Below are 22,457 nucleotides of genomic sequence, written 5' to 3'. Positions count from 1 at the left end.
GAGGTAGGAAGGAAGCCTTGTCCTTGAGGCATGATCATTGTTTGGGTGCTCACTTGTGAGTGCCCTTCTGGTGTTCATGCTGGATTGGTGTTGCCTGACCGCGCATCACCGGACAGATCTCGAGAAGCTGGTCTTAAGACAGGCTGCAAGTGAACCGCTCGGCGTGGTTCCAATAAAGCAGGCCTGTCGAACACGTCGATGGCATCTGATTGGCTCGGTTGTAAAAGGTAACCGAGTTGCCGCTTCCCTTCGGGAAGGCGGCTAAGGATGAGCATTGGCAATGAGAACGATCAAGTGTCAAAAGGGCATTTGGTGGATGCCTTGGCATGCACAGGCGATGAAGGACGTGATACGCTGCGATAAGCCGTGGGGAGCTGCGAATAAGCTTTGATCCATGGATCTCCGAATGGGGGAACCCACCTTAAATGCTTGGAAAATTTAAGTCGTGCGCAAGTACGGCTTAGGTTTCCAAGCATTGTTTAAAGGTATCTTATCCTGAATACATAGGGGTAAGAAGCGAACGCAGGGAACTGAAACATCTAAGTACCTGCAGGAAAGGACATCAACCGAGACTCCGCAAGTAGTGGCGAGCGAACGCGGACCAGGCCAGTGGCAATGAGGAATAAAGTGGAACGACATGGAAAGGTCGGCCGTAGAGGGTGATAGCCCCTTACACGTAGAACACTCATTGTCCTTGAGTAAGGCGGGACACGTGAAATCCTGTCTGAACATGGGGAGACCACTCTCCAAGCCTAAGTACTCGTGCATGACCGATAGCGAACAAGTACCGTGAGGGAAAGGTGAAAAGCACCCCGACAAGGGGAGTGAAATAGAACCTGAAACCGGATGCCTACAAACAGTTGGAGCCCGCAAGGGTGACAGCGTACCTTTTGTATAATGGGTCAACGACTTAGTGTGACGAGCAAGCTTAAGCCGATAGGTGAAGGCGCAGCGAAAGCGAGTCTGAACAGGGCGTTCAGTTCGTCGCATTAGACCCGAAACCGAGTGATCTAGCCATGAGCAGGTTGAAGGTTGGGTAACACCAACTGGAGGACCGAACCCGCATCTGTTGCAATAGATTGGGATGACTTGTGGTTAGGGGTGAAAGGCCAATCAAACTCGGAAATAGCTGGTTCTCCGCGAAAACTATTTAGGTAGTGCGTCGACCGAATACCCTCGGGGGTAGAGCACTGGATGGGCTATGGGGACTCACCGTCTTACTGATCCTAACCAAACTCCGAATACCGAGGAGTACTAGTCGGCAGACACACGGCGGGTGCTAACGTCCGTCGTGAAAAGGGCAACAACCCTGACCTCCAGCTAAGGTCCCCAAGTCATGGCTAAGTGGGAAAGGATGTGAGGATCCCAAAACAACCAGGATGTTGGCTTAGAAGCAGCCATCATTTAAAGAAAGCGTAACAGCTCACTGGTCTAAATAAGGGTCTTTGCGCCGAAAATGTAACGGGGCTAAAGCCATGCACCGAAGCTGAGGATACGTCGCAAGACGTGTGGTAGCGGAGCGTTCCGTAAGCCTGTGAAGGGATACCCGTGAGGGGTCCTGGAGGTATCGGAAGTGCGAATGTTGACATGAGTAACGATAAAGAGGGTGAGAGACCCTCTCGCCGAAAGACCAAGGGTTCCTGCTTAAAGTTAATCTGAGCAGGGTTAGCCGGCCCCTAAGACGAGGCGGACACGCGTAGTCGATGGGAACCACGTTAATATTCGTGGGCCTGGTGGTAGTGACGGATCGCTTAACTTGTTCACACTTATTGGATTGTGTGGGCGGGGACGCGGTTCCAGGAAATAGCTCCACCGTATAGACCGTACCCGAAACCGACACAGGTGGTCAGGTAGAGTATACCAAGGCGCTTGAGAGAACTATGCTGAAGGAACTCGGCAAATTGCACGCGTAACTTCGGAAGAAGCGTGACCCCAAGGGACGCAAGTCTGTTGGGGTGGCACAGACCAGGGGGTAGCGACTGTTTATCAAAAACACAGGGCTCTGCGAAGTCGCAAGACGACGTATAGGGTCTGACGCCTGCCCGGTGCTGGAAGGTTAAGAGGAGGGGTGCAAGCTCTGAATCGAAGCCCCAGTAAACGGCGGTACGTAACTATAACGGTCCTAAGGTAGCGAAATTCCTTGTCGGGTAAGTTCCGACCTGCACGAATGGCGTAACGACTTCCCCGCTGTCTCCAGCATAGACTCAGTGAAATTGAATTCCCCGTGAAGATGCGGGGTTCCTGCGGTCAGACGGAAAGACCCCGTGCACCTTTACTATAGCTTTACACTGGCATTCGTGTCGGCATGTGTAGGATAGGTGGTAGGCTTTGAAGCAGGGACGCCAGTTCTTGTGGAGCCATCCTTGAAATACCACCCTTATCGTCATGGATGTCTAACCGCGGTCCGTTATCCGGATCCGGGACAGTGTATGGTGGGTAGTTTGACTGGGGCGGTCGCCTCCGAAAGAGTAACGGAGGCGCGCGATGGTGGGCTCAGACCGGTCGGAAATCGGTCGTCGAGTGCAATGGCATAAGCCCGCCTGACTGCGAGACTGACAAGTCGAGCAGAGACGAAAGTCGGTCATAGTGATCCGGTGGTCCCGCGTGGAAGGGCCATCGCTCAACGGATAAAAGGTACGCCGGGGATAACAGGCTGATGACCCCCAAGAGTCCATATCGACGGGGTTGTTTGGCACCTCGATGTCGGCTCATCGCATCCTGGGGCTGGAGCAGGTCCCAAGGGTTTGGCTGTTCGCCAATTAAAGCGGTACGTGAGCTGGGTTCAGAACGTCGTGAGACAGTTCGGTCCCTATCTGCCGTGGGTGTAGGAATATTGACAGGATCTGTCCCTAGTACGAGAGGACCGGGATGGACATATCTCTGGTGGACCTGTTGTCCTGCCAAGGGCATAGCAGGGTAGCTATATATGGAATGGATAACCGCTGAAGGCATCTAAGCGGGAAACCAACCTGAAAACGAGTATTCCCTTGAGAACCGTGGAAGACGACCACGTTGATAGGCTGGGTGTGGAAGTGCGGCAACGCATGAAGCTTACCAGTACTAATCGTTCGATTGGCTTGATCGTTCCCATTGCTCATGCTCATCTTCAGATGAGCGACGTGTTCAAAACAAAACGAGTGAAGGCGATAAACCGCAAGCGGTTTACGCCGACCTCACCAGCTTCTCATCCGGTTTGCGTCCGCTAGACGCAAATCTTGCGCTTTGCCGACCTGGTGGTTCTGGCGGGGTGGCTGCACCCGTTCCCATTCCGAACACGGCCGTGAAACGCCCCAGCGCCGATGGTACTTCGTCTTAAGACGCGGGAGAGTAGGTCGCTGCCAGGTCTGCAAAGCGCAAGAAAATCCGGAAAACAAAGATCACCTTCTCTTCATGCCTCGGCCCAGCCGAAACACGGGCCGCCCTCAAGCGGCCCTTTTGTTTTGCTAGACTGAAGTCATCAGTGCGTCCCTTACACGAGACAAATCGCTTCGCAATTTGCTCGGCACAGACCATAAATCCCTTCGGGATTTACGTTACCGCGATAAATCCCATCGGGATTTACGCTTGGCGCGGGGTGGAGCAGCCCGGTAGCTCGTCAGGCTCATAACCTGAAGGCCGCAGGTTCAAATCCTGCCCCCGCAACCAAATCAAAAAAAGCCCGCATGGAGAAATCCGGCGGGCTTTTTGACGTTTAAACGGCGCGCACAGGCGCAAGTTGCAAGCTCAGGCAAGGGCCAAAGAGCCGATCACGTCCATCAGGATGGCATTCAGCGCAAACGCACGCTCCAGTGGGACATAATGGCCGCAAGCCGGGAGGACGTGCAAACGGCCATCGATCGCGGCTGCGGCCTGCAAGGCGCTCGCGCTAGGCCCCGGAGCGACGTCGTCCGCTCCGGACACGATCGTGATCGGCCCTGGAAACGTCGAGAGGCAGTGATCCCGGCTCGGCCGCGTATGAAACACGGTAACGCCCCTTGCTATCTCCGCCGCCGAGGATCGTAACGCCATTTCCTTCGCCCGGTCGACCGTTGCCGTGCTGGCGGTGCGGGAAAACAGCGGCGCCCAATAGGAGTACCAGGCAGCTTCCGGGCTTTCCTCGTCAATCAGCCTGAGCGCAGAGGCATGGAAAGTCGGATCGGGATGATGCCTGGCCTTCGTGCCGATCAGCACCAGCGCCGAGACCCGTTGCGGTGCGATGGTCGCGACCTCTAGCGCGCATGATCCGCCGACGGAACAGCCGACCACGATGATATTGTCGCCCTTCAGCGGTTCGAGTGCGGCCCGCGCCCAGGCGTCAATCGTCTCTCCCGAAGAATAGAGGGTCGGGGCATGGGTTGCGCCTGGCAGCAGATGCATCTGCTCCGCCCACATGGAACCGTCAAGCGGCAATGCGTGCATCAGCAAGAGTTCGGGGGCCGATCTTGGCTGCGGCCCGTTGGCGGAATGGGCGATCATGGAACGCACTATGAGCCAGCCCCCGGCGAAAGGGCAATCCTGCCGCGCTTCGGACGGTTCACCAGCGGAGCGATGTCCGCAATAGTCCGTCAGGAGTGTAGTGTTGCTCGATATGCCCCCGCTGGACAATCGCGCAAAAATAGAAACTATCGCCGTGACCGGAACAGAGTCGAAACGCGGCCTTAGGGCGGGAGTGGCGCGACATGAGTTATCAGGGAACCTTGGACGTTCACCGAAGCCGGGCCGTCCACGTGCTCTTTTTCGTCTGCGCCGCTTTGGCGATCCTCGGCAGCCTGCTTGCCGCCCCCGACGATTCTGCCTGGCGCTGGCTGCATTATCTGACGAAGCCGACAGCAACGCTGCTGATTCTCGTCGTGGTGTTGCGAACGATCTCTGAAACACCCAGCGCCTATGCCTGGGCCGTTGCTATCGGTCTCGTCTTCGCGGCAGCCGGCGATGTCTTTCTTATGCTGCCGGGTGATTATTTCCTGGCAGGCCTCGTTTGCTTTCTGCTGACCCATTGCACCTATATTTACGCACTCACCCGTGATGCCAAGTTTGCCGAAAGCAAAGGCATCTTCGCGGCCTTTGCCCTCGTTGCGCTCGCCGTTGTCGGTGGGCTCTGGACCTCGCTTCCTGACGAAATGCGCATTCCCGTCATCATCTACGCCCTGGCGCTTGGAGCAATGGCGGCTCAGGCCATTTCCCGCGCCCGACAGCTTTCGGGAACGCCCCGGGCAACGGCGGCACGGCTCGCCGCCTATGGCGGCCTGTTGTTCCTGATCAGTGACAGCATACTCGCCTATGGCCGCTTCCGCTTCGCGATCCCCTTCAACGCGCTCTGGGTGCTTGGCACCTACTACGCAGCCCAATGGTTCTTTGCCCGCTCGACCGATGACCATAGCCACTGACAACCCCGCAGGTCTCCATGCCACTTTCGACGGGCTACGCACGACCTGGCGCGACAACCGGCCGTCCGTCGAACAACGCCGTGCGGACCTGAGCCGACTCAGGGATCGCCTGCGCGCCCGCATGGAGGAGATGTGCGAGGCGATCGAAGAGGATTTTGGTCATCGCGCCCGGCATGAGACGTTGCTTGGCGAAGGGGGTGTCGTACTCTCGGAGATCGACCACACGCTGGCGAAGCTCAAACACTGGGTTCGGCCGGAACGACGCAAGGCCGGTTGGAAGCTATGGCCGGCGAAGGCCGAAGTGCGCTTCGTGCCGCTCGGTGTCATCGGTATCATTTCGCCGTGGAACTACCCGGTCAACCTGGCGCTTGCTCCCTTGGTGGCGGCGATCGCGGCCGGTAACCACGTGTACCTGAAGCCGTCCGAACACACGCCGCGCACCGCGGAATTCCTTCGCTCGCTGCTTGCCGAAGTCTTTCCCGAGACACGGGTGGCTGTTGCCCTGGGGGCCGCCGAGCTTTCGGCAGCCTTCTCCGCCCTTCCCTTCGATCACTTGTTCTTCACCGGCTCGACCGCCGTCGGCCGCAAGGTGATGGCGGCGGCCGCGCAGAACCTGACACCTGTCACGCTGGAACTCGGCGGCAAATCACCGGCGATCGTCGGCGAAGCCGCAGACCTCGCCAAGGCTGCTGCGCGCGTCGCGACCGGAAAGTTCTTCAACGCCGGGCAGACCTGTATCGCGCCCGACTATGTGCTGATCCATGAGAGCAGGCGGGATGCTTTCGTGGAGCAGCTCAAACGGGAGGCTGTGGCGCGCTATCGGTCGAAGCGTGGTCTCGACGATTACACGTCGATCATCAACGACGCCCAGTACGAGCGCCTGAAGCGGCTCATTGCGGATGCCGAGGCGCGCGGTCATCCGGTGGTTTCCCTTCTCGAAGGGGCAGCAGACACGATAGCGCGGGAACGCGTCCTGCTGCCGACGCTCGTGCTTGATCCGGACCACCACAGCGCCGTCATGGGCGAGGAGATTTTTGGGCCCATCCTTCCCATCGTCAGTTACGCTTCCATCGACGAAGCCATCGCCTATGTGCGCGATCGCGACCGCCCGTTGGCACTTTATTGCTTCAGTCGCGATAACGTTGAAATCGAGGCCGTCCTGTCGCGTATCGTCGCCGGCGGGGTCTGCGTCAACGACACGCTCTACCAGTTCGGCTGCAACGACCTGCCCTTCGGCGGCGTCGGCGCCAGCGGCATGGGCCACTATCACGGGCGCGACGGGTTCCTGACCTTCTCCAAGGCGATGCCGATGCTGAGGAAACTCGATCCGGCGCCGAGCGACCTGGTGAAACCGCCCTATCGGGGCATCGCCGACTGGGTCATCCGCTTCCTGTCGCGATAATTCGCCAAAAAATCTGCAATCACGCAGCAATTTGGCCTTGTAGCTCTAGTTGCTAGAGGTCGTAGCCTTGCTTCAGAATTTGCAAGGAGCAGGTTATGGCGAGCACTATTCGGGAAGCCCGTTATCGCGTCGAAGGCATGGATTGCGCGTCCTGCGCGTCCAAGATCGATACGGCGGTGCGCCGGCTGTCGGGCGTCGAGGACGTATCGGTCTCTGTATCGGCGGGCACCATGTCGGTCAAGTTTGCCGACGAAAACGATCTTGCGACGTCGATTGTGAGCAGGGTCGGAAAGCTCGGCTATCGTTTGCATCCGATCCAGGCAGGCCAGGCGTCGGAGCGGAAAGCGGCGCATGTCTGTTCCGGACACGATCATGACCATAACCACGACCACGATCACGGCGATCACAGTCATGACCATGACCATGGTCATGGTCATCGACACGATGAGCACGCCCATCATCACGAGGGTAACGCCAGCCAGAAGGGCGAGACAGCCGCGGCAGCGATGGGCCTTCACGGTCATGACCACGGCCCGACGAGCGGTCCCTGGTGGAAGTCGGGCAAGGGCAAGCTGACGATTGCCAGCGGCCTGGCGCTGATTGCCGCCTATGCGGTCGGCAAGACGCTCCCGGCGACCGAGCCCTGGATCTTTACCCTCGCCATGCTCGTCGGCCTGTTGCCGATTGCGCGGCGCGCCTTTGTCGCTGCGACCATGGGCACGCCGTTTTCGATCGAGATGCTGATGACGATCGCCGCGATCGGCGCGGTCTTCATCGGCGCGACGGAAGAGGCGGCAATGGTCGTCCTGCTCTTCCTGGTCGGTGAACTGCTGGAGGGCGTGGCCGCCGGCAAGGCGCGCGCCAGCATCCAGTCGCTGACGGCGCTCGTTCCGAAATCCGCCTTCGTCGAGCGCGATGGGCGGCTGGATGAGGTTCCGGCCGAAACGCTGAGCGTGGGCGCCGTCATTCTCGTTCGCCCCGGCGACCGCATTCCGGCTGACGGAGTCATTCTCTCCGGCGAAAGTGCCGTCGACGAAGCGCCGGTCACCGGCGAAAGCACGCCGGTGCGCAAGGAAGTCGATGACACCGTGGTTGCGGGCACCGTCAATGGCTCCGGCGCGCTGCGCGTGCGGGTCACGGCCGCCGCTGCCGACAACACCATTGCGCGCATCGTCCGCATGGTGGAGGAAGCCCAGGAAAGCAAGGCGCCGACCGAGCGCTTTATCGACCGCTTCTCGCGCTACTATACGCCGGGTGTCGTCGTCGTCGCGGCGCTTGTGGCGGTTCTGCCGCCGCTTCTCTCCGGCGGCTCCTGGGACGAGTGGATCTACAAGGGTCTTGCCATCCTCCTGATCGGCTGCCCCTGCGCGCTGGTTATCTCGACACCGGCAGCGATCGCCGCCAGCCTTTCGGCCGGCGCCCGTCGCGGGTTGCTGATGAAGGGCGGCGCCGTGCTTGAGAATGTCGGCAAGGTCACGGCCGCCGCCTTCGACAAAACCGGAACGCTGACCGAAGGCAAGCCGAAGGTGACGGATATCGTTGGCTTCGGCCGGTCGGAGGCGAAGGTCCTGCGTCTTGCCGCAGCGCTGGAGCAGGGATCGAGCCACCCGCTTGCTCGGGCCATCCTGGAGCGCAGCACCGCCGATGGCGTCGCGATCCCCAATATCGCCACTGTGAATGCGGTGGGCGGCAAGGGGCTGGAAGGGACCGTCGAAGGCATCGCGCTGTTCTTCGGTTCGCCGAAGGCCGCAGCCGAGCGGACGCCGTTGACGGCCGACGAAAAGGCGCGCGTCGCCGCTCTCAACGATGAAGGTAAGACCGTTTCGGTGCTGGTCGCCGGTGGCGTGATTGCCGGTGCCATTGCCATGCGTGACGAGCCCCGGCCGGATGCGGCGGCTGGTGTGAAGGCGCTCACGGACGCCGGCCTCCGCGTCGTCATGCTGACCGGCGACAACCGCCGCACGGCCGAAGCGATCGGCCGCCAGTTCGGCATGGAGGTCCGTGCGGAGCTCCTGCCCGAGGACAAGCAACGCATCGTGCGCGAACTGAAGGCGGAAGGCTTCAACGTCGCCAAGATCGGTGACGGCATCAACGACGCGCCGGCGCTGGCCGCGGCCGACATCGGTATCGCCATGGGCGGCGGCACCGATGTGGCGCTGGAAACGGCGGACGCGGCGGTGTTGCACGGCCGTGTCGGCGACGTTGCGGCGATGATCCGGCTCTCCCGCTCGACGATGCGCAACATCGTTCAGAACATCACGATTGCGCTTGGCCTGAAGGCGGTCTTCCTGGTGACGACGATCATCGGCGTTACCGGCCTTTGGCCGGCGATCCTCGCCGACACCGGTGCGACCGTTCTCGTCACGATGAATGCCCTCAGGCTGCTTCGGCCCGTACGAGCCGCCTGAGAACCACCAAATAATCCCAAGATGAAGGACCGGCGGCACCCGTTGTCGCCGGTTTTTCGCGTCCAAGTGCCTGTGTATATTCACGCTGGACTCTCACCTGCGATCTGATGAGAGTATAAGGAGATCACGGTTGAGGGCTTTCGCCCCGAAAAATCGATGATAAACTTAGACCAAATGGTAAAAAAATCGCCGGCACGGTTTCTGGGAAGAATGCCGAAGCGGGCCAGTTTGGGGATCGCAAGGCCAATATGGACAATATTGCCATCGAACTGCGTGGGATCGACAAGAGTTTCGGTCCGGTCCACGCCAACAAGAACATCAATCTAAAAGTCCGCAAAGGGACGATCCACGGCATCATCGGCGAAAACGGTGCGGGAAAATCGACCCTGATGTCGATCCTCTACGGCTTCTATCAGGCCGATAGCGGTGAAATCCTCGTCGACGGAAAACCCGTCGCGATCCGCGATCCGAATGCGGCGATCGCCGCCGGCATCGGCATGGTCCACCAGCATTTCATGCTGGTCGAGAACTTCACGGTGCTCGAAAACATCATGCTCGGCGCCGAGGACAGCCAGATCCTCAACAAGGGTATTGCCAAGGCGCGCGTCGAGCTGAAGCGGCTGGAGCGCGAATACGCGCTGGAAGTCGATCCGGATGCCGTCATCGAAGAACTGCCCGTTGGCCTGCAGCAGCGCGTCGAGATCCTGAAAGCACTTTATCGCCGGGCCGATATCCTGATCCTCGACGAGCCGACCGGCGTCTTGACGCCGGCTGAGGCCGACCATCTCTTCCGGGTGCTCGAACAGCTGAAGAACCAGGGCAAGACCGTCATCCTCATCACCCATAAGCTGCGCGAGATCATGGCGATCACCGACGAGGTGTCGGTCATGCGCCGCGGCGAGATGGTAGCAACGCGCACGACGGCTGAAACCTCGGTCGAAGAGCTTGCCGAACTCATGGTCGGCCGTCGCGTCTTGCTGCGTGTCGAAAAGGGCGAGGCCAAGCCCGGCGAGGTGAAGCTCGCGGTCGAGGGGCTGACGGTCAAGGACGGCCGCGGCGTCACCATGGTCGACAACGTCTCCTTCAACCTGAGGGCGGGCGAGATCGTCGGCATCGCTGGTGTTGCCGGCAACGGCCAATCCGAGCTGCTCGAAGCGATTTCGGGCATTCGTCGCGCCGTGTCGGGCTCCGTGCTTCTCAACGGCAAGCCGATCGACGTTACCGGCCGCGCCGACCCCTCCGAACTGCGCAATCGTGGTCTCGCCCACGTGCCGGAAGACCGCCACCATGTCGGTCTCGTGCTGAAGTTCGAGGAATGCGAAAACGCGATCCTCGGCTATCATCACGACAAGCGTTACCTCAACGGCGTCTTCCTGAACGTCGATGCGATCCGCAAGGACGCAGAGCAGCGCATCGCCGAATACGATATCCGCCCGCCGAATCCGCGGCTGAAGACCGCCAATTTCTCCGGCGGCAACCAGCAGAAGATCGTGCTGGCGCGTGAAATGGAGCGCGGGCCCGATGTGCTGATCATCGGCCAGCCGACGCGCGGCGTCGATGTCGGCGCCATCGAATTCATCCATAGACGGATCATCGAGATGCGCGACCAGGGCATGGCTGTCCTGTTGGTCTCCGTCGAGCTCGATGAAATCCGCGCCCTGTCGGACCGTATCCTCGTCATGTTTGCCGGCCGTGTCGTCGGCGAGCGCGATCCGGATGCGACCGAGGGCGAACTCGGCCTGCTGATGGCCGGCGTTGAAGGCCGCAAGGAGGCCGCAGAATGAGCACCCCCTATGCTAAGCTTCCGGGCTGGGTCGAATACGGCCTCGTCCCGCTGGTCAACCTCGCCGTTGCCTTCCTCGTCGCCGGTCTCGTCGTGTTGCTCGTTGGTGAAAATCCGTTGGAAGCGGCCTATCACCTGATCAACGGCGCCTTCGGCCGCGGCGAATATCTCGGCTTCACGCTGTACTACGCCACCACCTTCATCTTCACCGGTCTTGCCGTCGCAGTCGCCTTCCATGCCGGCCTCTTCAACATCGGCGGCGAAGGCCAGGCCTATGTCGGTGGTATCGGCGTGGCGCTTGCCTGCCTCTGGCTCGACCAGACGATGCCGTGGTTCGTGGTGTTCCCGCTGGCGATCCTCGGGTCCGCCTTCTTCGGCGCTGCCTGGGCCTTCCTGCCCGGCTGGCTGCAGGCCAAGCGCGGCAGCCACATCGTCATCACGACGATCATGTTCAACTTCATCGCCTCGAGCCTGATGGTCTACCTGTTGACGCGGGTGCTGAAGCCGCTCGGATCGATGTCGCCGCAGACGCGCACCTTCGCCGAAGGCGGGCAACTGCCCAAGCTCGATTGGCTGCTCGCGATCTTCGGGCTGGATATCGGCACGGCGCCGTTCAACGTCTCGTTCCTGCTGGCGCTGGTCGCGGCCTTCTGCGTCTGGCTTCTGATCTGGCGCACCAAGCTCGGCTATGAAATGCGCACCATGGGCCACAGCCCTTCGGCCGCGCGCTACGCCGGCATGAGCGAAAGCCGCATCACCGTCATCACCATGATGATATCCGGTGCGCTTGCCGGCATGATGGCGCTCAATCCGATCATGGGCGAGCAGGGGCGCATGCAGCTCGACTTCGTGCAGGGCGCAGGCTTCGTCGGCATCGCCGTGGCGCTGATGGGCCGCTCGCATCCGGCCGGCATCATCCCGGCCGCCATTCTCTTCGGCATGCTTTACCAGGGCGGAGCCGAAATCTCCTTCGAAATGCCGTCGATCTCGCGCGACATGATCGTGATCATCCAGGGTCTCGTCATTCTCTTTGCCGGTGCACTCGAAAACATGTTCAGGCCGGCGATCGCCCGGCTGTTTGCGATGCAGAGCCGCCGTGCGGCCGTCGTGGCACAGACCAAGGGAGCTTGAAGCCATGGATTTCTTCCACGTCATCGTGGTGCTCCTCGAGTCCACCATCCGCGTATCCGTCCCGCTGATCTTCGCAGCGCTGGCAGGGCTGTTCACCGAGCGCGCCGGCATCTTCGACATCGGCCTTGAAGGCAAGATGCTTGGTGCTGCCTTTGCCGCCGGCGCTGTTGCGGCCGTCACCCAGTCGGTCTGGATGGGGCTGCTCGCCGCCATCCTGATCTCGATCGCGCTGTCGCTGGTGCACGGCTATGCGTCGATCACCCAGCGCGGCAACCAGATCGTCTCGGGTGTCGCGATCAACTTCATCGTCGCCGGCTCGACCGTCATCCTTGGCGAGGCCTGGTTCCGCCAGGGCGGCCGCACGCCGGCACTCGGCGAAGGTGCGCGCTTCCAGACGATCACCTTCCCCTATGCCGACAGCATCCGCGAAATCCCGATCCTCGGTCCGATCTATTCGGACCTGCTTTCCGGGCATTTCATCCTGACCTATGTCGCCTTTGCCATGGTGCCGATCAGCTGGTGGATCCTCTACCGCACCCGCTTCGGGCTGCGTCTGCGCGCGGTCGGCGAGAACCCGGGCGCGGTCGACACAGCCGGTATTTCGGTGATCTGGATGCGCTATCGCGCCGTCATCTGCTGCGGCATTCTCTGCGGCTTTGCCGGTGCCTATCTGTCGCTGGCCATGACCGCCGGCTTCGTCAAGGGCATGACCGCCGGTAAGGGTTATATCGCGCTGGCAGCGTTGATCTTCGCCAAGTGGCGTCCGTTCAACATCATGCTTGCCTGCCTGCTTTTCGGCTTCCTAGATGCGCTCGCCATCCGTCTGCAGGGCAATCCGCTGCCGCTGATCGGCCAGGTGCCGGTGCAGTTGATGCAGGCGCTGCCCTATATCCTCACCGTAATCCTGCTTGCCGGTTTCATCGGCAAGGCCATTCCGCCGAAGGCCGGCGGCGTCCCCTATGTCAAGGAGCGCTAGAACCATGGAAAAGGAACTGTTCGAAGCCGCGCGTGACGCAATGGCCAAGGCGCATGCGCCCTACTCGAAGTTTCCGGTCGGCGCGGCGATCCGCGCCGAGGACGGCAAGATCTATACCGGCGCCAACATCGAGAACCTGTCCTTCCCCGAGGGCTGGTGCGCCGAAACCACCGCGATCAGCCATATGGTCATGGCCGGTCAGCGCAAGATCATGGAAGTCGCCGTCATTGCCGAGAAGCTGGCGCTCTGCCCGCCCTGCGGCGGCTGCCGCCAGCGGCTGGCGGAGTTCTCCGGCGCCAGCACGCGCATCTTCCTGTGCGACGAGACCGGCGTGAAAAAGACCCTGGCACTGTCGGACCTGCTGCCGCACAGCTTCGAGACCGAGATTCTCGGATGACCGCGGCCGCTGAACTGTTGAAAGCCAGGCTCGGGGACCTCTCTCCACGCTATGGCATCGTGCTCGGCTCTGGCCTCGGTTCTCTGGTCGAGGCTTTGGACGAGACGTTGCGCCTCTCCTACGCCGAAATCCCCGGGTTCCCGGTCAGCAGCGTCTCCGGCCATGCCGGCGAACTTGTGGCCGGAACGCTCTCGGGCGTGCCTGTTGTCATGCTGTCTGGTCGGGTCCACTACTACGAGCAGGGCGACGCCAATGCGATGCGCGTCCCGCTCGAAACCCTGAAGGCGCTCGGCATCGAATGCCTGGTGCTGACCAATTCCGCCGGATCGCTGCGGGATGATCTGCCGCCGGGATCGGTGATGCGGATATCCGACCACATCAACTATTCGGGCTTCAACCCGCTGATCGGCGTCGACAGCGACGATCGCTTCGTCGGCATGACCAATGCCTATGATGCCGAGCTTGCGGAAAGAATGCAGGAGAGCGCCGAGCGCCTCGGCATTCCGCTTCTCGCCGGCGTCTACATGTGGTTCTCCGGACCGAGCTTCGAAACGCCGGCGGAGATCCGCATGGCGCGCATCCTCGGCGCCGATGCGGTCGGCATGTCCACGGTTCCGGAAGTCATCCTCGCGCGCTTCTTCGGCCTCCGCGTCGTTGCCGCCTCTGTGATCACCAATTTCGGCGCCGGCATGACCGGTGGTGAGATCAGCCATCACGAGACGAAGGACATGGCGCCGATCGGCGGCAAGCGGCTTGCCGCGATCCTCGCCGACATGATCGCGGCCGACGCGGTGCGCGGGTGACGATGCTTCCGCAGGAAACCATCAGGCGCAAACGCAACGGCGAGCACCTCGCCTCGGCCGAGATCGCGGATTTCGTTCGCGGCCTGTCGGATGGTTCGATCTCCGAAGGGCAGGTCGCCGCCTTCGCCATGGCGATCTGGTTCTCCGGCATGAGCCGCGAGGAGACCGTCGCGCTGACATTGGCGATGCGCGATAGCGGCGAAACACTCGACTGGAGCGCCATTAAACGACCCATTGCCGACAAACATTCGACCGGCGGTGTCGGCGACAACGTCTCGCTGATGCTGGCGCCGATCGTTGCCGCCTGCGGGCTCGCCGTGCCGATGATATCAGGGCGCGGCCTCGGGCACACCGGCGGCACGCTCGACAAGCTCGAATCCATACCCGGCTATGATATCCAGCCGTCGGCGAGTGTCTTCCGCAGGACGGTCGACGAGATCGGTTGCGCGGTCATCGGCCAGACCGCTAATCTCGCGCCTGCCGACAAGCGCCTCTATGCGATCCGCGATGTCACTGCGACCGTCGATTCGGTACCGCTGATCACGGCCTCGATTCTGTCGAAGAAGCTCGCGGCCGGCCTTCAGTCGCTGGTGCTGGACGTCAAGCTCGGCAACGGCTCCTTCATGAGCGATGCGCGTGAGGCCGAGATCCTGGCGCGCTCGTTGGTCGACGTTGCCAATGGCGCCGGCGTTCGCACCTCCGCACTCCTGACCGACATGAACGAGCCCCTGGCAGACGCGGCCGGCAATGCACTGGAGATCGACAATTGCCTGGCTTTCCTTCGAGGCGGGAAGAAGGGAACGCGGCTTGAAACCGTCGTGCTCGCCTTTGCCGCCGAAATGTTGGTGGCCGGCGGCGCTGCCGCCGATGCCGAACAGGGTGAAGCCCAGGCGCGCAAAGTGCTTGGCAGCGGAGCGGCACTGGAACGGTTCGGGAAGATGGTACATGCGCTGGGTGGACCGGCGGATTTCATCGAGCGCTCGGTCGCCTATCTCGGACGTGCGCCGGTCATTCTGCCGGTCGAAGCCGAGCAGTCCGGCTATCTCGCCGCCTGCGAGACGCGGGAACTGGGCATGGCCGTCATCGCGCTCGGCGGCGGGCGTTCGCATCCAGACGACAGGATCGATCACCGCGTCGGTTTCGATGCGCTGAAGCCGCTTGGAACGCGGGTCGAGAAGGGCGATCTCATCGCCTTCGTTCACGCGGCAGACCAGGAGGCGGCGGAAGCGGCCCGGCGACGCCTTTTGGCACTCTACACGATCGATGAGGTCGAGCCGGAGACGAGGTCCCCGATCCTCGCGAAAATCACCTGACCAGATGCAGATCGCCGTCCTCGACACGGAAAGAGGACAGCCGGTTCAGGAAGGTCATGCCGATCAGAGTCGCCGAGAGCGCCTTGTCCGGAAGCACCAGCGCCTGAACGTCGCGCACCGATATGCCGCCGATCTCGATTCGGCTGAGGACCGCCGGCGCTGCCCCGACGATGCCATTGGCCGTGTTGACACGTGCCGCGGCGAAGTCGAGCGTGCTCGCCGAAATCCCGAGCCGCTTTGCGGTTGAAAAGTTGATAATGATCGCACTGGCGCCGGTATCGACCAGTCCGCGTTCCGTTCGCCCATTGATGCGGAAGGTGCCAATGAAATGACCTCTGTCGTCGGCGTCGAGCACGACGCTGCGCCCCATCGCGTATTTCGCGGTGGTCGTCGGCGGGGCTGCAGCTTCCTGTGTGGTCTTCCCGTTGTCTGCGTGGGACAGAAACCTGGTCGCAAGGTTCGGGACCAAGATGGCCGCGACTGCCGCAGCGCCGGCCAATGTCAGCAAACGGACGAGCATGGACATCACCTCTCAATCTAACTTATGCTCGTGCAAGTAGAGCCGACGATGCCTAAGACGACATAAAAAAACCGCCGGGATCCGGCGGTTTTCTCATCGATTTCAGATCCTGGTTAAGGATCTGAAAATCACTTGGTGCCGTACATGCGGTCGCCGGCGTCACCCAGACCGGGCATGATGTAGCCGAGTTCGTTCAGGTGGCTGTCGATCGAGGCGGTGAAGATCGGCACGTCCGGGTGCGCGCTCTGGAAATTGCGGATGCCTTCAGGAGCGGCGAGCAGGCAGAGGAAGCGCATGTTCTTGGCGCCGCGCTCTTTCAGCTTGTCGATCGCCGCAATCGAGGAATTGCCGGTGGCAAGCATCGGATCGACGACGATGATCAGGCGCTCTGACAGGCTCTCCGGTGCCTTGAAGTAGTATTCCACCGCCTCCAGCGTCTCATGGTCGCGATAGACGCCGATATGGGAGACGCGGGCCGAAGGCACCAGTTCGAGCATGCCTTCCAGCAGCCCGTTGCCGGCGCGCAGGATCGAGGCGAAGACAAGCTTCTTGCCTTCGAGGACCGGCGAGTCGATTTCCTGCAGCGGCGTTTCGATGCGCTCCATCGTCAGCTCGAGATCGCGCGTCACCTCGTAGCAGAGCAGCGTCGAGATCTCACGGAGAAGCCGGCGGAAACCCGCAGTCGAGGTCTCCTTCTTGCGCATGATGGTCAGCTTGTGCTGCACAAGCGGATGATCGATCACTGTAACGCCGTTCATGGCTCACCTTTCCGGATTTTTTGTATCCGTCCTTTTTCCATGGAATGCGCCGTCGCCGCAAGGGTATTGGCCGACCGGAGACCGTCATCCCCAGCCGGCAAATCGCGACCTGTACCCCTAGATCCGCGTCAGCAACCGCTGGCGCGTCGCCTCGTCGACAAAGGCGGCTTCGATCGCGGTCCTGGTCATGCCGTTGATCTCATCGTCGCTGAAGCCCATCACCGCGGAGGCGATGTCGTATTCCTGGGCGAGCGAAGTGTGGAAGAACGGCGGGTCGTCGGAATTGAGCGTGACGCGCACGCCGGCCTCGTGCAGGGCCCACAGCGGATGCGACGCGAAATCGGGGAAGACCTGAAGCGAGATGTTGGAGCCGGGGCAGACCTCGAGCACCACACCCTCATCGGCGAGGCGCCGCACCAGATCCGCGTCTTCGATCGCCCGCACACCGTGGCTGATGCGCGACGGGCGCACGTGGTCGAGCGCGTCGCGAACGCTGAAGGCGCCCGAGAGTTCGCCCGCATGGATCGTCAGCCCGAGGCCGGCATCGCGTACGATATCGAAGGCGCGCGCGAAGTCGGCGACCTTATGCATGCGCTCTTCGCCGGCAAGGTTGAAGCCGGTGACGAGCTTGTGTTCGCGCCTGGCGGCGAATTCGGCCGTCTTGATCACCGATTCCGGACCGAGATGGCGGATGCCCGTGATCAGCATGCGCGATTCGATGCCGGTCTTCTGCCGGGCCGCTTCCATGCCGGCGGCAAGACCTTCGAGATAGGCGTGGGCACCCAGGCCGATCGTGTTGCCGTGGTCGGGCGAAACGATGATTTCGCTGTAGATCGTTCCGGCTTCGGCAAGTTCGGTCAGATAGGCTTCCGCGAGCAGCGCGTAGTCTTCCTCGGTCTTAAACAGGGAGGCGATGGCGTCGTAGCATTTCACGAAGCTGGTGAAGTCTTCCCAGACATAGGCCTTGTCGCGGATGATTGCGCTGGTGTCGACGCCATATTTCTCGGCCTGGGCCAAAGCCAGTTCGGGCGGCGTCGCACCCTCGATGTGGCAATGCAGTTCCGCCTTCTTCAGATGTGCGGTCAAATGAGGCTTCTCCCATGGTGGCCCGGCGCGATGCCGAGATGCTTGGCGACGGTTTCGCCGATATGCGTGAAGGTATTGGCAATGCCAAGCGAGCGGCTGCGCAGGGACGGCCCGAACATCAGCACCGGCACGCGCTCGCGCGTATGGTCGGTACCGCGCCAGGTCGGGTCGCAGCCATGGTCGGCCGTCAGGATGACGATGTCGCCCGGCTGCAGGCGCCGGTCGAGATCGGGCAGGCGCGCGTCGAAGGCCTCGAGGGCAGCCGCATAGCCGGCAACGTCGCGACGATGGCCGTAGAGCATGTCGAAATCGACGAAGTTGGTGAAGACCAGGCTTCTGTCCTCGGCCTCGTCTATGGCTGCAATGCTGGCATCGAAGAGCGCCATGTTGCCATCGGCCTTGGTCAGCTTGGTCACGCCCTGATGCGCAAAGATGTCGCCGATCTTCCCGATAGCGTGAACCGAGCGCTCGGCCTCCACCAGCCGGTCGAGGATGGTCGGCTCCGGCGGCAGCACCGAAAAGTCGCGCCGGTTACCGGTGCGCGCAAAAGTCTGCGGGCTCGTGCCGACGAAGGGGCGGGCGATGACGCGGCCGATATTGTAGTGGTCGAGCAGGCGGCGAACGATCTGGCAAAGCTCGAGCAGGCGGTCGAGGCCAAAACTCTGCTCGTGCGCTGCGATCTGGAAGACCGAGTCCGACGAAGTGTAGCAAATCGGCTTGCCACTGCGCATGTGCTCCTCCCCGTGGCGGACGATGATGTCGGTGCCGGAGGCGTGGCAGTTGCCGAGAATGCCGGGAATGTTGGCCTCGCGGCAGATCGCTTCGACGAGCTCCGGCGGAAAGGCGTCGCCTTTGGCGGAGAAGTAGCCCCAGTCGAACATGACGGGTGTCCCGGCGATTTCCCAATGACCGGAGGGCGTGTCCTTGCCGCGCGATACTTCGCTCGCCGCGCCATAGGCGCCATAAACGCGATTGGGCACCGGCATGCCCTGGGGAATGGTGCCGGTCGCAAGCTTTGCCGCGTGGATCAGACCAAGCGCGGACATGTTCGGCAGGCTGAGCGGCCCCTCGCGTAATCCGGGCCGGTCGGCAGCGCCGATAGCGCAGAACTCGGCGATATGGCCAAGCGTGTTGGCACCGAGATCGCCGAAGGCTTCGGCGTCCGGCGCTCCGCCTATGCCAAAGGAATCGAGAACGAATAGAAAGGCACGCGCCATGATGCACCTGACAGCGGGCGCGCGGCGATCGCGGCCCGAGACCTCCGGAAAAGCGCAGGTACGCCCGCTAGGGCACCCGCGCAATCTCGAAGGGATAGCGCCGCTCGTTGCTCAATGCAATTGCGCCGCATGTCTGTCTGATCAGCAATCCGAGCATTTTATCGGCTGGGAGAGGCGTGCGTGGAAGTAGGCCGTCTTGGAGAGATCGATGGTCTTTGCCGTCGCCTGAAGGTTGGGCGCATAGAGCAGGAGTTCGTGCGGTACGGTCAGTTCCGTGCGAATGACGAAGGAGTTGGTCGCTGTGAACTGGGCGGGCAGGGAGACCTTGGTATTGACGGCGTAGGGCGTGCCGCCTGCCTGATCGCGCGACCACAGGATCGTGCCCTCATTGGTGTTCGTGACCGCGATGCCGCTGATCTTCAGCGTGTAGTTGGCATTTCCGTAGGGCGCCAGGATGCTCTTTGCGATGTTCGGCACGTTGGCGAGGAAGGCCTTGTTGACCTCCGTCTGCTGCGCGACGACGTCGGCCGTAGCGCTTGCGGCGCGCGCGGTCTTGCCGGCAACTGTAAAACCGACCGAGAGTTCGAAGGCGCCGAGATAGGCCATCACCAGCAGCGGGGCGACGATCGCGAATTCGACCGCACCGACGCCGCTTCTGTCGCGCCGCAGCGCGCCAAGGGCCTTGGTGATCGGCTTGAGGCGCAGGATTTCAAACGCGGAATACGGCATCGCGGGGCGCCTCACTCGCTCTCGTTTCGGAAGGTGGCGGTCGCCACCATGAGATAGTCCTTCGGCATGCTTGAGCCGGCGGGCCGCAGGTTGGTGATGAACGGCCTGACGAGGTCCGTGAAGACGCTCCAGCGATAATAGGCGCGAACCACGTTGAAGGAGCCGGGGCCGCCAGGAGCAAACTTGAAGTCGGCCGTGTCGATGTCGGTGGAATCGGCCTTCCGCGGGATCAGCACGGGAAACTTGCTGAGATCGTTGACCGCCCTGACGTCCAGATAGAACTGCGAGGGTTGGCCGGCTTCGGTGGCCGAGCACTTCATCAGGATGGAGATCTCGTCGCAGAATGCCTGGCGGAACTCAGCCTGGTTCATATCGGTCAGTTTTCCCTGCTCGAAGGTGATCTGACCGGTGCGGACCTTGCGCGCCATCGTCTCCGTCGCATTCGCCAGGAGCTGGTCGCCGTAGAAGGCAGCGAAGGTTTCGAGTGAGGCGAAGATCACCATGAAGAAGGGAAGCGCGAGGATGGCGAACTCGATGCTCGTCGTGCCTTTGCGGTTGCGAAGGAAGCGGCTGAAGATGCCTTTTCGCCCGTTTTCGGCGGCACTCGGCCGCCTTGTGCCCTGCTCGATGTTCATTGCGCCGTCCCATCATGTTACGCCAGACGGGCGGCAGATTATGGAGCAACCATTGATATTTCGTTCTCAGGGATGGTGCGTATTTTAACGAATCACGCGCTTCGAACCCATAAAAATCAATTGGTGCTACCTGTGGTTTTGCGTTCCGCGTGACGCTCGCAATTTGGTGTGCAGGAGAGCACGGTGCGGGACGTTTGTTTATAGACGCGCACTGTGTTGCCTTCGTCGATCGACACCAGGATCCGCTCGTCGACGATGGCGTTTCCGTCCTGATCGAGGATGACCAAGTTGGTGGTTCCGAAGTTGCGGCCGGTAATGACGATGGTACGGGCATCCGCAACCGTCGCGTCCGCCACCTCGGCATTGCCAATGATGACCTTGCTGACCGGGCGGTCGAGCTTCAATACGCGCGCATGATCCATATACACACGCATCAAGTCGCTTTCGGCCGCAGCGGCAACCGATGGGGCGAGGGCGGCGATCGCGAATGCGAAAATGGCGGCTCGGCCGGTCGCGAATGGCGTGGTCATGGCGGGTCCCTAGGTGGTGTTCATGCCATACTCACTGGTCTTGGTGAACGAACCGTTAAGTCGACGCTATCGAGGCTTTGCGGAGGCTTTGCCGTTTTCTGTTCGTTTACCCAAAAATCAGGGATGCTTCGTTAACCTTCAGGTAACCGCCTTCTTTAAGTTGATGGCAATGCGCCAGGACTAGTTTGGGGTTCATCCGATCAACGGCAACAGTTGGCGGAAGTGCTGAACAACAAACGTGAAGTAGGAGAATCATCATGAAGAAGATTTTTGCCCGTCTGATGAAGGACGAGTCCGGCGCGACCGCCATCGAGTATGGCCTCATTGCCGCGCTCATCTCCGTTGCCCTGATCGCAGGTGCAACGACCCTCGGCAACCAGCTGAATTCCGTCTTCAGCAGCCTCGGCACCAAGATGTCGAATGCTGCGACCGCCGCAGCCAAGTAATCGGGCTGACCGCCTCGAACGGAGGGGATTTCGATGAAGTCGATTTTCTGCCGCTTGCTGCGGGATGAGTCCGGAGCGACCGCGATCGAATACGGCATGATTGCCGCCCTCGTCTCGGTGGCGCTCATTGTCGGTGCAAGTTCGCTCGGCAATGCGATTAACGCCACGTTCAGCGGGGTCGAAACGACGGTTTCGACGAGCACGGCCGGAAAACTGTGACGATCCAGCTTTCGTAGCGGATCGACGATGGAGCCGCCCCCGAAAAGGGCGGCTCCATCGGTATCTATGGATCCTGCGATCGGATCTCAGATCGCGTGCATCTGATTTCGGGAGGCCGTGAATATGACTGAAGCCGCCATTTTCGTAGTCTTTCCCTTTTGCCTGGGATTTGCGGCGTTTTCCGACCTGCTGACGATGACGATCCCGAACCGTGTTTCGGTGATCCTGCTTGGTGCCTTTTTCCTGGTGGCGCCAATGTCCGGCTTGGGGTTCGCCGAGATCGGCCTGCATGTGCTCGCGGCCGCCGCAGTCTTTGCCGCATGTTTTGCCCTGTTTGCGACGAACGTGATGGGCGGCGGGGACGCGAAGCTCCTGACGGCCTGCGCCATCTGGTTCGGCCTGACGTCGTCGTTGACGGCCTTCCTGCTCTATGTCTCGATCTTCGGCGGCGTGCTGACGCTCGCGGTGCTTTTGTTGCGCCAGCAGGAGGATACGATCCTTGCGAGCGGCATTCCTTTCCCGCAGCTTTTGCTCACGGCCAAGAAAATTCCTTACGGGATCGCGATCGCGCTTGGGGGCTTTGCCGCCTATCCCTCGTCGCCGCTTATGGAGGCGGCCTTCGCGCGGCTGACTTGAGAGACCTTTGGGCCGACTGGTCAGCTTTCGTTAACTGCGCTCATAAGTAATCCGTTAACCATAATTACACCAATTCCTGATCAATCTGAGCCTGGCATTTTT

At 61.2% G+C, this 22,457-nt stretch carries 20 protein-coding genes, 1 tRNA gene and 2 rRNA genes; 15 read left to right on the top strand and 8 right to left on the bottom strand.

Annotation, left to right across the window (positions count from 1 at the left end; all coding sequences use genetic code 11):
* Window positions 1-288 precede the first annotated feature (288 nt).
* The 3 genes from OVA00_RS19085 (at window position 289) to OVA00_RS19075 (ending at window position 3,645) form a co-directional block, all read left to right on the top strand.
* A 23S ribosomal RNA gene (locus OVA00_RS19085) occupies window positions 289-3,085 on the top strand.
* A gap of 144 nt (window positions 3,086-3,229) precedes the next feature.
* A 5S ribosomal RNA gene (rrf, locus tag OVA00_RS19080) occupies window positions 3,230-3,344 on the top strand.
* Between the two features lie 224 nt (window positions 3,345-3,568).
* Window positions 3,569-3,645 (top strand) — tRNA-Met (locus tag OVA00_RS19075).
* A 78-nt stretch (window positions 3,646-3,723) separates the two neighbouring features.
* On the opposite strand, the gene OVA00_RS19070 is transcribed toward OVA00_RS19075, so the two are convergent.
* Window positions 3,724-4,455 (bottom strand): alpha/beta fold hydrolase, encoded by a 732-nt coding sequence (locus OVA00_RS19070; protein WP_268089464.1) that lies wholly within the window; start codon window positions 4,453-4,455, stop codon window positions 3,724-3,726.
* Between the two features lie 203 nt (window positions 4,456-4,658).
* Here OVA00_RS19070 and OVA00_RS19065 point away from each other — a divergent pair, with 203 nt between their 5' ends.
* From OVA00_RS19065 to deoA, 9 genes are all read left to right on the top strand, one after another.
* A complete protein-coding gene (locus OVA00_RS19065; protein ID WP_268089463.1) occupies window positions 4,659-5,366 on the top strand; it encodes a lysoplasmalogenase in 708 nt (235 codons plus the stop codon).
* The gene (locus tag OVA00_RS19060; protein WP_442780569.1) at window positions 5,356-6,768 is read left to right on the top strand and encodes a coniferyl aldehyde dehydrogenase; all 1,413 of its coding nucleotides are present in this window, start codon (window positions 5,356-5,358) and stop codon (window positions 6,766-6,768) included. Before OVA00_RS19065 ends, OVA00_RS19060 begins: the two co-directional genes overlap by 11 nt.
* Before the next feature lie 95 nt (window positions 6,769-6,863).
* Window positions 6,864-9,176: a heavy metal translocating P-type ATPase gene (locus OVA00_RS19055; RefSeq protein ID WP_268089461.1), complete on the top strand. Its 2,313-nt coding sequence runs from the start codon at window positions 6,864-6,866 to the stop codon at window positions 9,174-9,176.
* A gap of 248 nt (window positions 9,177-9,424) precedes the next feature.
* Window positions 9,425-10,960, top strand: coding sequence for an ABC transporter ATP-binding protein (locus OVA00_RS19050; protein WP_034805126.1), 1,536 nt, complete (start codon window positions 9,425-9,427; stop codon window positions 10,958-10,960).
* Window positions 10,957-12,090: an ABC transporter permease gene (locus OVA00_RS19045; RefSeq protein WP_034805123.1), complete on the top strand. Its 1,134-nt coding sequence runs from the start codon at window positions 10,957-10,959 to the stop codon at window positions 12,088-12,090. The genes OVA00_RS19050 and OVA00_RS19045 overlap by 4 nt, the downstream gene beginning before the upstream one ends.
* 4 nt (window positions 12,091-12,094) lie before the next feature.
* Window positions 12,095-13,066: an ABC transporter permease gene (locus tag OVA00_RS19040; RefSeq protein ID WP_043622808.1), complete on the top strand. Its 972-nt coding sequence runs from the start codon at window positions 12,095-12,097 to the stop codon at window positions 13,064-13,066.
* A gap of 4 nt (window positions 13,067-13,070) precedes the next feature.
* Window positions 13,071-13,463 carry a cytidine deaminase gene (locus tag OVA00_RS19035; protein WP_034805117.1) on the top strand — a complete coding sequence of 131 codons (393 nt, stop codon included), beginning with the start codon at window positions 13,071-13,073 and terminating at the stop codon, window positions 13,461-13,463.
* Window positions 13,460-14,266 carry a purine-nucleoside phosphorylase gene (locus tag OVA00_RS19030; RefSeq protein WP_034805114.1) on the top strand — a complete coding sequence of 269 codons (807 nt, stop codon included), beginning with the start codon at window positions 13,460-13,462 and terminating at the stop codon, window positions 14,264-14,266. Before OVA00_RS19035 ends, OVA00_RS19030 begins: the two co-directional genes overlap by 4 nt.
* Window positions 14,263-15,579 carry a thymidine phosphorylase gene (gene deoA / locus OVA00_RS19025; RefSeq protein WP_268089460.1) on the top strand — a complete coding sequence of 439 codons (1,317 nt, stop codon included), beginning with the start codon at window positions 14,263-14,265 and terminating at the stop codon, window positions 15,577-15,579. Before OVA00_RS19030 ends, deoA begins: the two co-directional genes overlap by 4 nt.
* Here the strand turns inward: deoA and OVA00_RS19020 are convergent.
* The 7 genes from OVA00_RS19020 to OVA00_RS18990 all read right to left on the bottom strand — a co-directional run bounded on the left by OVA00_RS19020 (window position 15,572) and on the right by OVA00_RS18990 (window position 21,054).
* Window positions 15,572-16,099: a retropepsin-like aspartic protease family protein gene (locus OVA00_RS19020; protein WP_268089459.1), complete on the bottom strand. Its 528-nt coding sequence runs from the start codon at window positions 16,097-16,099 to the stop codon at window positions 15,572-15,574. The genes deoA and OVA00_RS19020 overlap by 8 nt on opposite strands.
* 128 nt (window positions 16,100-16,227) lie before the next feature.
* Window positions 16,228-16,857, bottom strand: a complete 630-nt coding sequence (gene upp, locus OVA00_RS19015; protein ID WP_034805105.1) for a uracil phosphoribosyltransferase — start codon at window positions 16,855-16,857, stop codon at window positions 16,228-16,230.
* A gap of 117 nt (window positions 16,858-16,974) precedes the next feature.
* On the bottom strand, window positions 16,975-17,943 hold the full coding sequence (locus OVA00_RS19010) for an adenosine deaminase (RefSeq protein WP_060519403.1): 969 nt from the start codon (window positions 17,941-17,943) through the stop codon (window positions 16,975-16,977).
* Complete coding sequence (locus tag OVA00_RS19005; RefSeq protein WP_268089458.1) at window positions 17,940-19,160, bottom strand: phosphopentomutase; 1,221 nt, start codon at window positions 19,158-19,160, stop codon at window positions 17,940-17,942. Before OVA00_RS19005 ends, OVA00_RS19010 begins: the two co-directional genes overlap by 4 nt.
* Before the next feature lie 141 nt (window positions 19,161-19,301).
* A complete protein-coding gene (locus OVA00_RS19000; protein ID WP_268089457.1) occupies window positions 19,302-19,889 on the bottom strand; it encodes a TadE/TadG family type IV pilus assembly protein in 588 nt (195 codons plus the stop codon).
* 11 nt (window positions 19,890-19,900) lie between these two features.
* Complete coding sequence (locus OVA00_RS18995) at window positions 19,901-20,524, bottom strand: TadE/TadG family type IV pilus assembly protein (RefSeq protein ID WP_090296109.1); 624 nt, start codon at window positions 20,522-20,524, stop codon at window positions 19,901-19,903.
* A 116-nt stretch (window positions 20,525-20,640) separates the two neighbouring features.
* The gene (locus tag OVA00_RS18990) at window positions 20,641-21,054 is read right to left on the bottom strand and encodes a pilus assembly protein N-terminal domain-containing protein (RefSeq protein ID WP_090296111.1); all 414 of its coding nucleotides are present in this window, start codon (window positions 21,052-21,054) and stop codon (window positions 20,641-20,643) included.
* Between the two features lie 257 nt (window positions 21,055-21,311).
* On the opposite strand from OVA00_RS18990, the gene OVA00_RS18985 reads away from it, so the two are divergent.
* The 3 genes from OVA00_RS18985 (at window position 21,312) to OVA00_RS18975 (ending at window position 22,355) form a co-directional block, all read left to right on the top strand.
* Window positions 21,312-21,500, top strand: coding sequence for a Flp family type IVb pilin (locus tag OVA00_RS18985; protein ID WP_090296113.1), 189 nt, complete (start codon window positions 21,312-21,314; stop codon window positions 21,498-21,500).
* A gap of 33 nt (window positions 21,501-21,533) precedes the next feature.
* A complete protein-coding gene (locus OVA00_RS18980; RefSeq protein WP_060580518.1) occupies window positions 21,534-21,719 on the top strand; it encodes a Flp family type IVb pilin in 186 nt (61 codons plus the stop codon).
* 123 nt (window positions 21,720-21,842) lie between these two features.
* The gene (locus tag OVA00_RS18975) at window positions 21,843-22,355 is read left to right on the top strand and encodes an A24 family peptidase (RefSeq protein WP_090296116.1); all 513 of its coding nucleotides are present in this window, start codon (window positions 21,843-21,845) and stop codon (window positions 22,353-22,355) included.
* Window positions 22,356-22,457: the final 102 nt, after the last annotated feature.

The organism is Ensifer sp. SL37, assembly GCF_026672675.1.
GTDB lineage: Bacteria > Pseudomonadota > Alphaproteobacteria > Rhizobiales > Rhizobiaceae > Ensifer > Ensifer adhaerens.
Note: the sequence above shows the minus strand (reverse complement) of the source record. Positions and strands in the feature narration are given on the sequence as shown.

Coding starts and splice junctions, on each gene's coding strand:
- OVA00_RS18975 (WP_090296116.1), top strand. CDS start 21,843: ATGACTGAAGCCGCCATTTTCGTAGTCTTTCCCTTTTGCCTGGGATTT.
- OVA00_RS19050 (WP_034805126.1), top strand. CDS start 9,425: ATGGACAATATTGCCATCGAACTGCGTGGGATCGACAAGAGTTTCGGT.
- OVA00_RS19065 (WP_268089463.1), top strand. CDS start 4,659: ATGAGTTATCAGGGAACCTTGGACGTTCACCGAAGCCGGGCCGTCCAC.
- OVA00_RS18980 (WP_060580518.1), top strand. CDS start 21,534: ATGAAGTCGATTTTCTGCCGCTTGCTGCGGGATGAGTCCGGAGCGACC.
- upp (WP_034805105.1), bottom strand. CDS start 16,857: ATGAACGGCGTTACAGTGATCGATCATCCGCTTGTGCAGCACAAGCTG.
- OVA00_RS19005 (WP_268089458.1), bottom strand. CDS start 19,160: ATGGCGCGTGCCTTTCTATTCGTTCTCGATTCCTTTGGCATAGGCGGA.
- OVA00_RS19000 (WP_268089457.1), bottom strand. CDS start 19,889: ATGCCGTATTCCGCGTTTGAAATCCTGCGCCTCAAGCCGATCACCAAG.
- OVA00_RS19070 (WP_268089464.1), bottom strand. CDS start 4,455: ATGATCGCCCATTCCGCCAACGGGCCGCAGCCAAGATCGGCCCCCGAA.
- OVA00_RS19035 (WP_034805117.1), top strand. CDS start 13,071: ATGGAAAAGGAACTGTTCGAAGCCGCGCGTGACGCAATGGCCAAGGCG.
- OVA00_RS18985 (WP_090296113.1), top strand. CDS start 21,312: ATGAAGAAGATTTTTGCCCGTCTGATGAAGGACGAGTCCGGCGCGACC.
- OVA00_RS19030 (WP_034805114.1), top strand. CDS start 13,460: ATGACCGCGGCCGCTGAACTGTTGAAAGCCAGGCTCGGGGACCTCTCT.
- OVA00_RS19055 (WP_268089461.1), top strand. CDS start 6,864: ATGGCGAGCACTATTCGGGAAGCCCGTTATCGCGTCGAAGGCATGGAT.
- OVA00_RS19020 (WP_268089459.1), bottom strand. CDS start 16,099: ATGCTCGTCCGTTTGCTGACATTGGCCGGCGCTGCGGCAGTCGCGGCC.
- OVA00_RS19045 (WP_034805123.1), top strand. CDS start 10,957: ATGAGCACCCCCTATGCTAAGCTTCCGGGCTGGGTCGAATACGGCCTC.
- OVA00_RS18995 (WP_090296109.1), bottom strand. CDS start 20,524: ATGAACATCGAGCAGGGCACAAGGCGGCCGAGTGCCGCCGAAAACGGG.
- OVA00_RS19040 (WP_043622808.1), top strand. CDS start 12,095: ATGGATTTCTTCCACGTCATCGTGGTGCTCCTCGAGTCCACCATCCGC.
- OVA00_RS18990 (WP_090296111.1), bottom strand. CDS start 21,054: ATGACCACGCCATTCGCGACCGGCCGAGCCGCCATTTTCGCATTCGCG.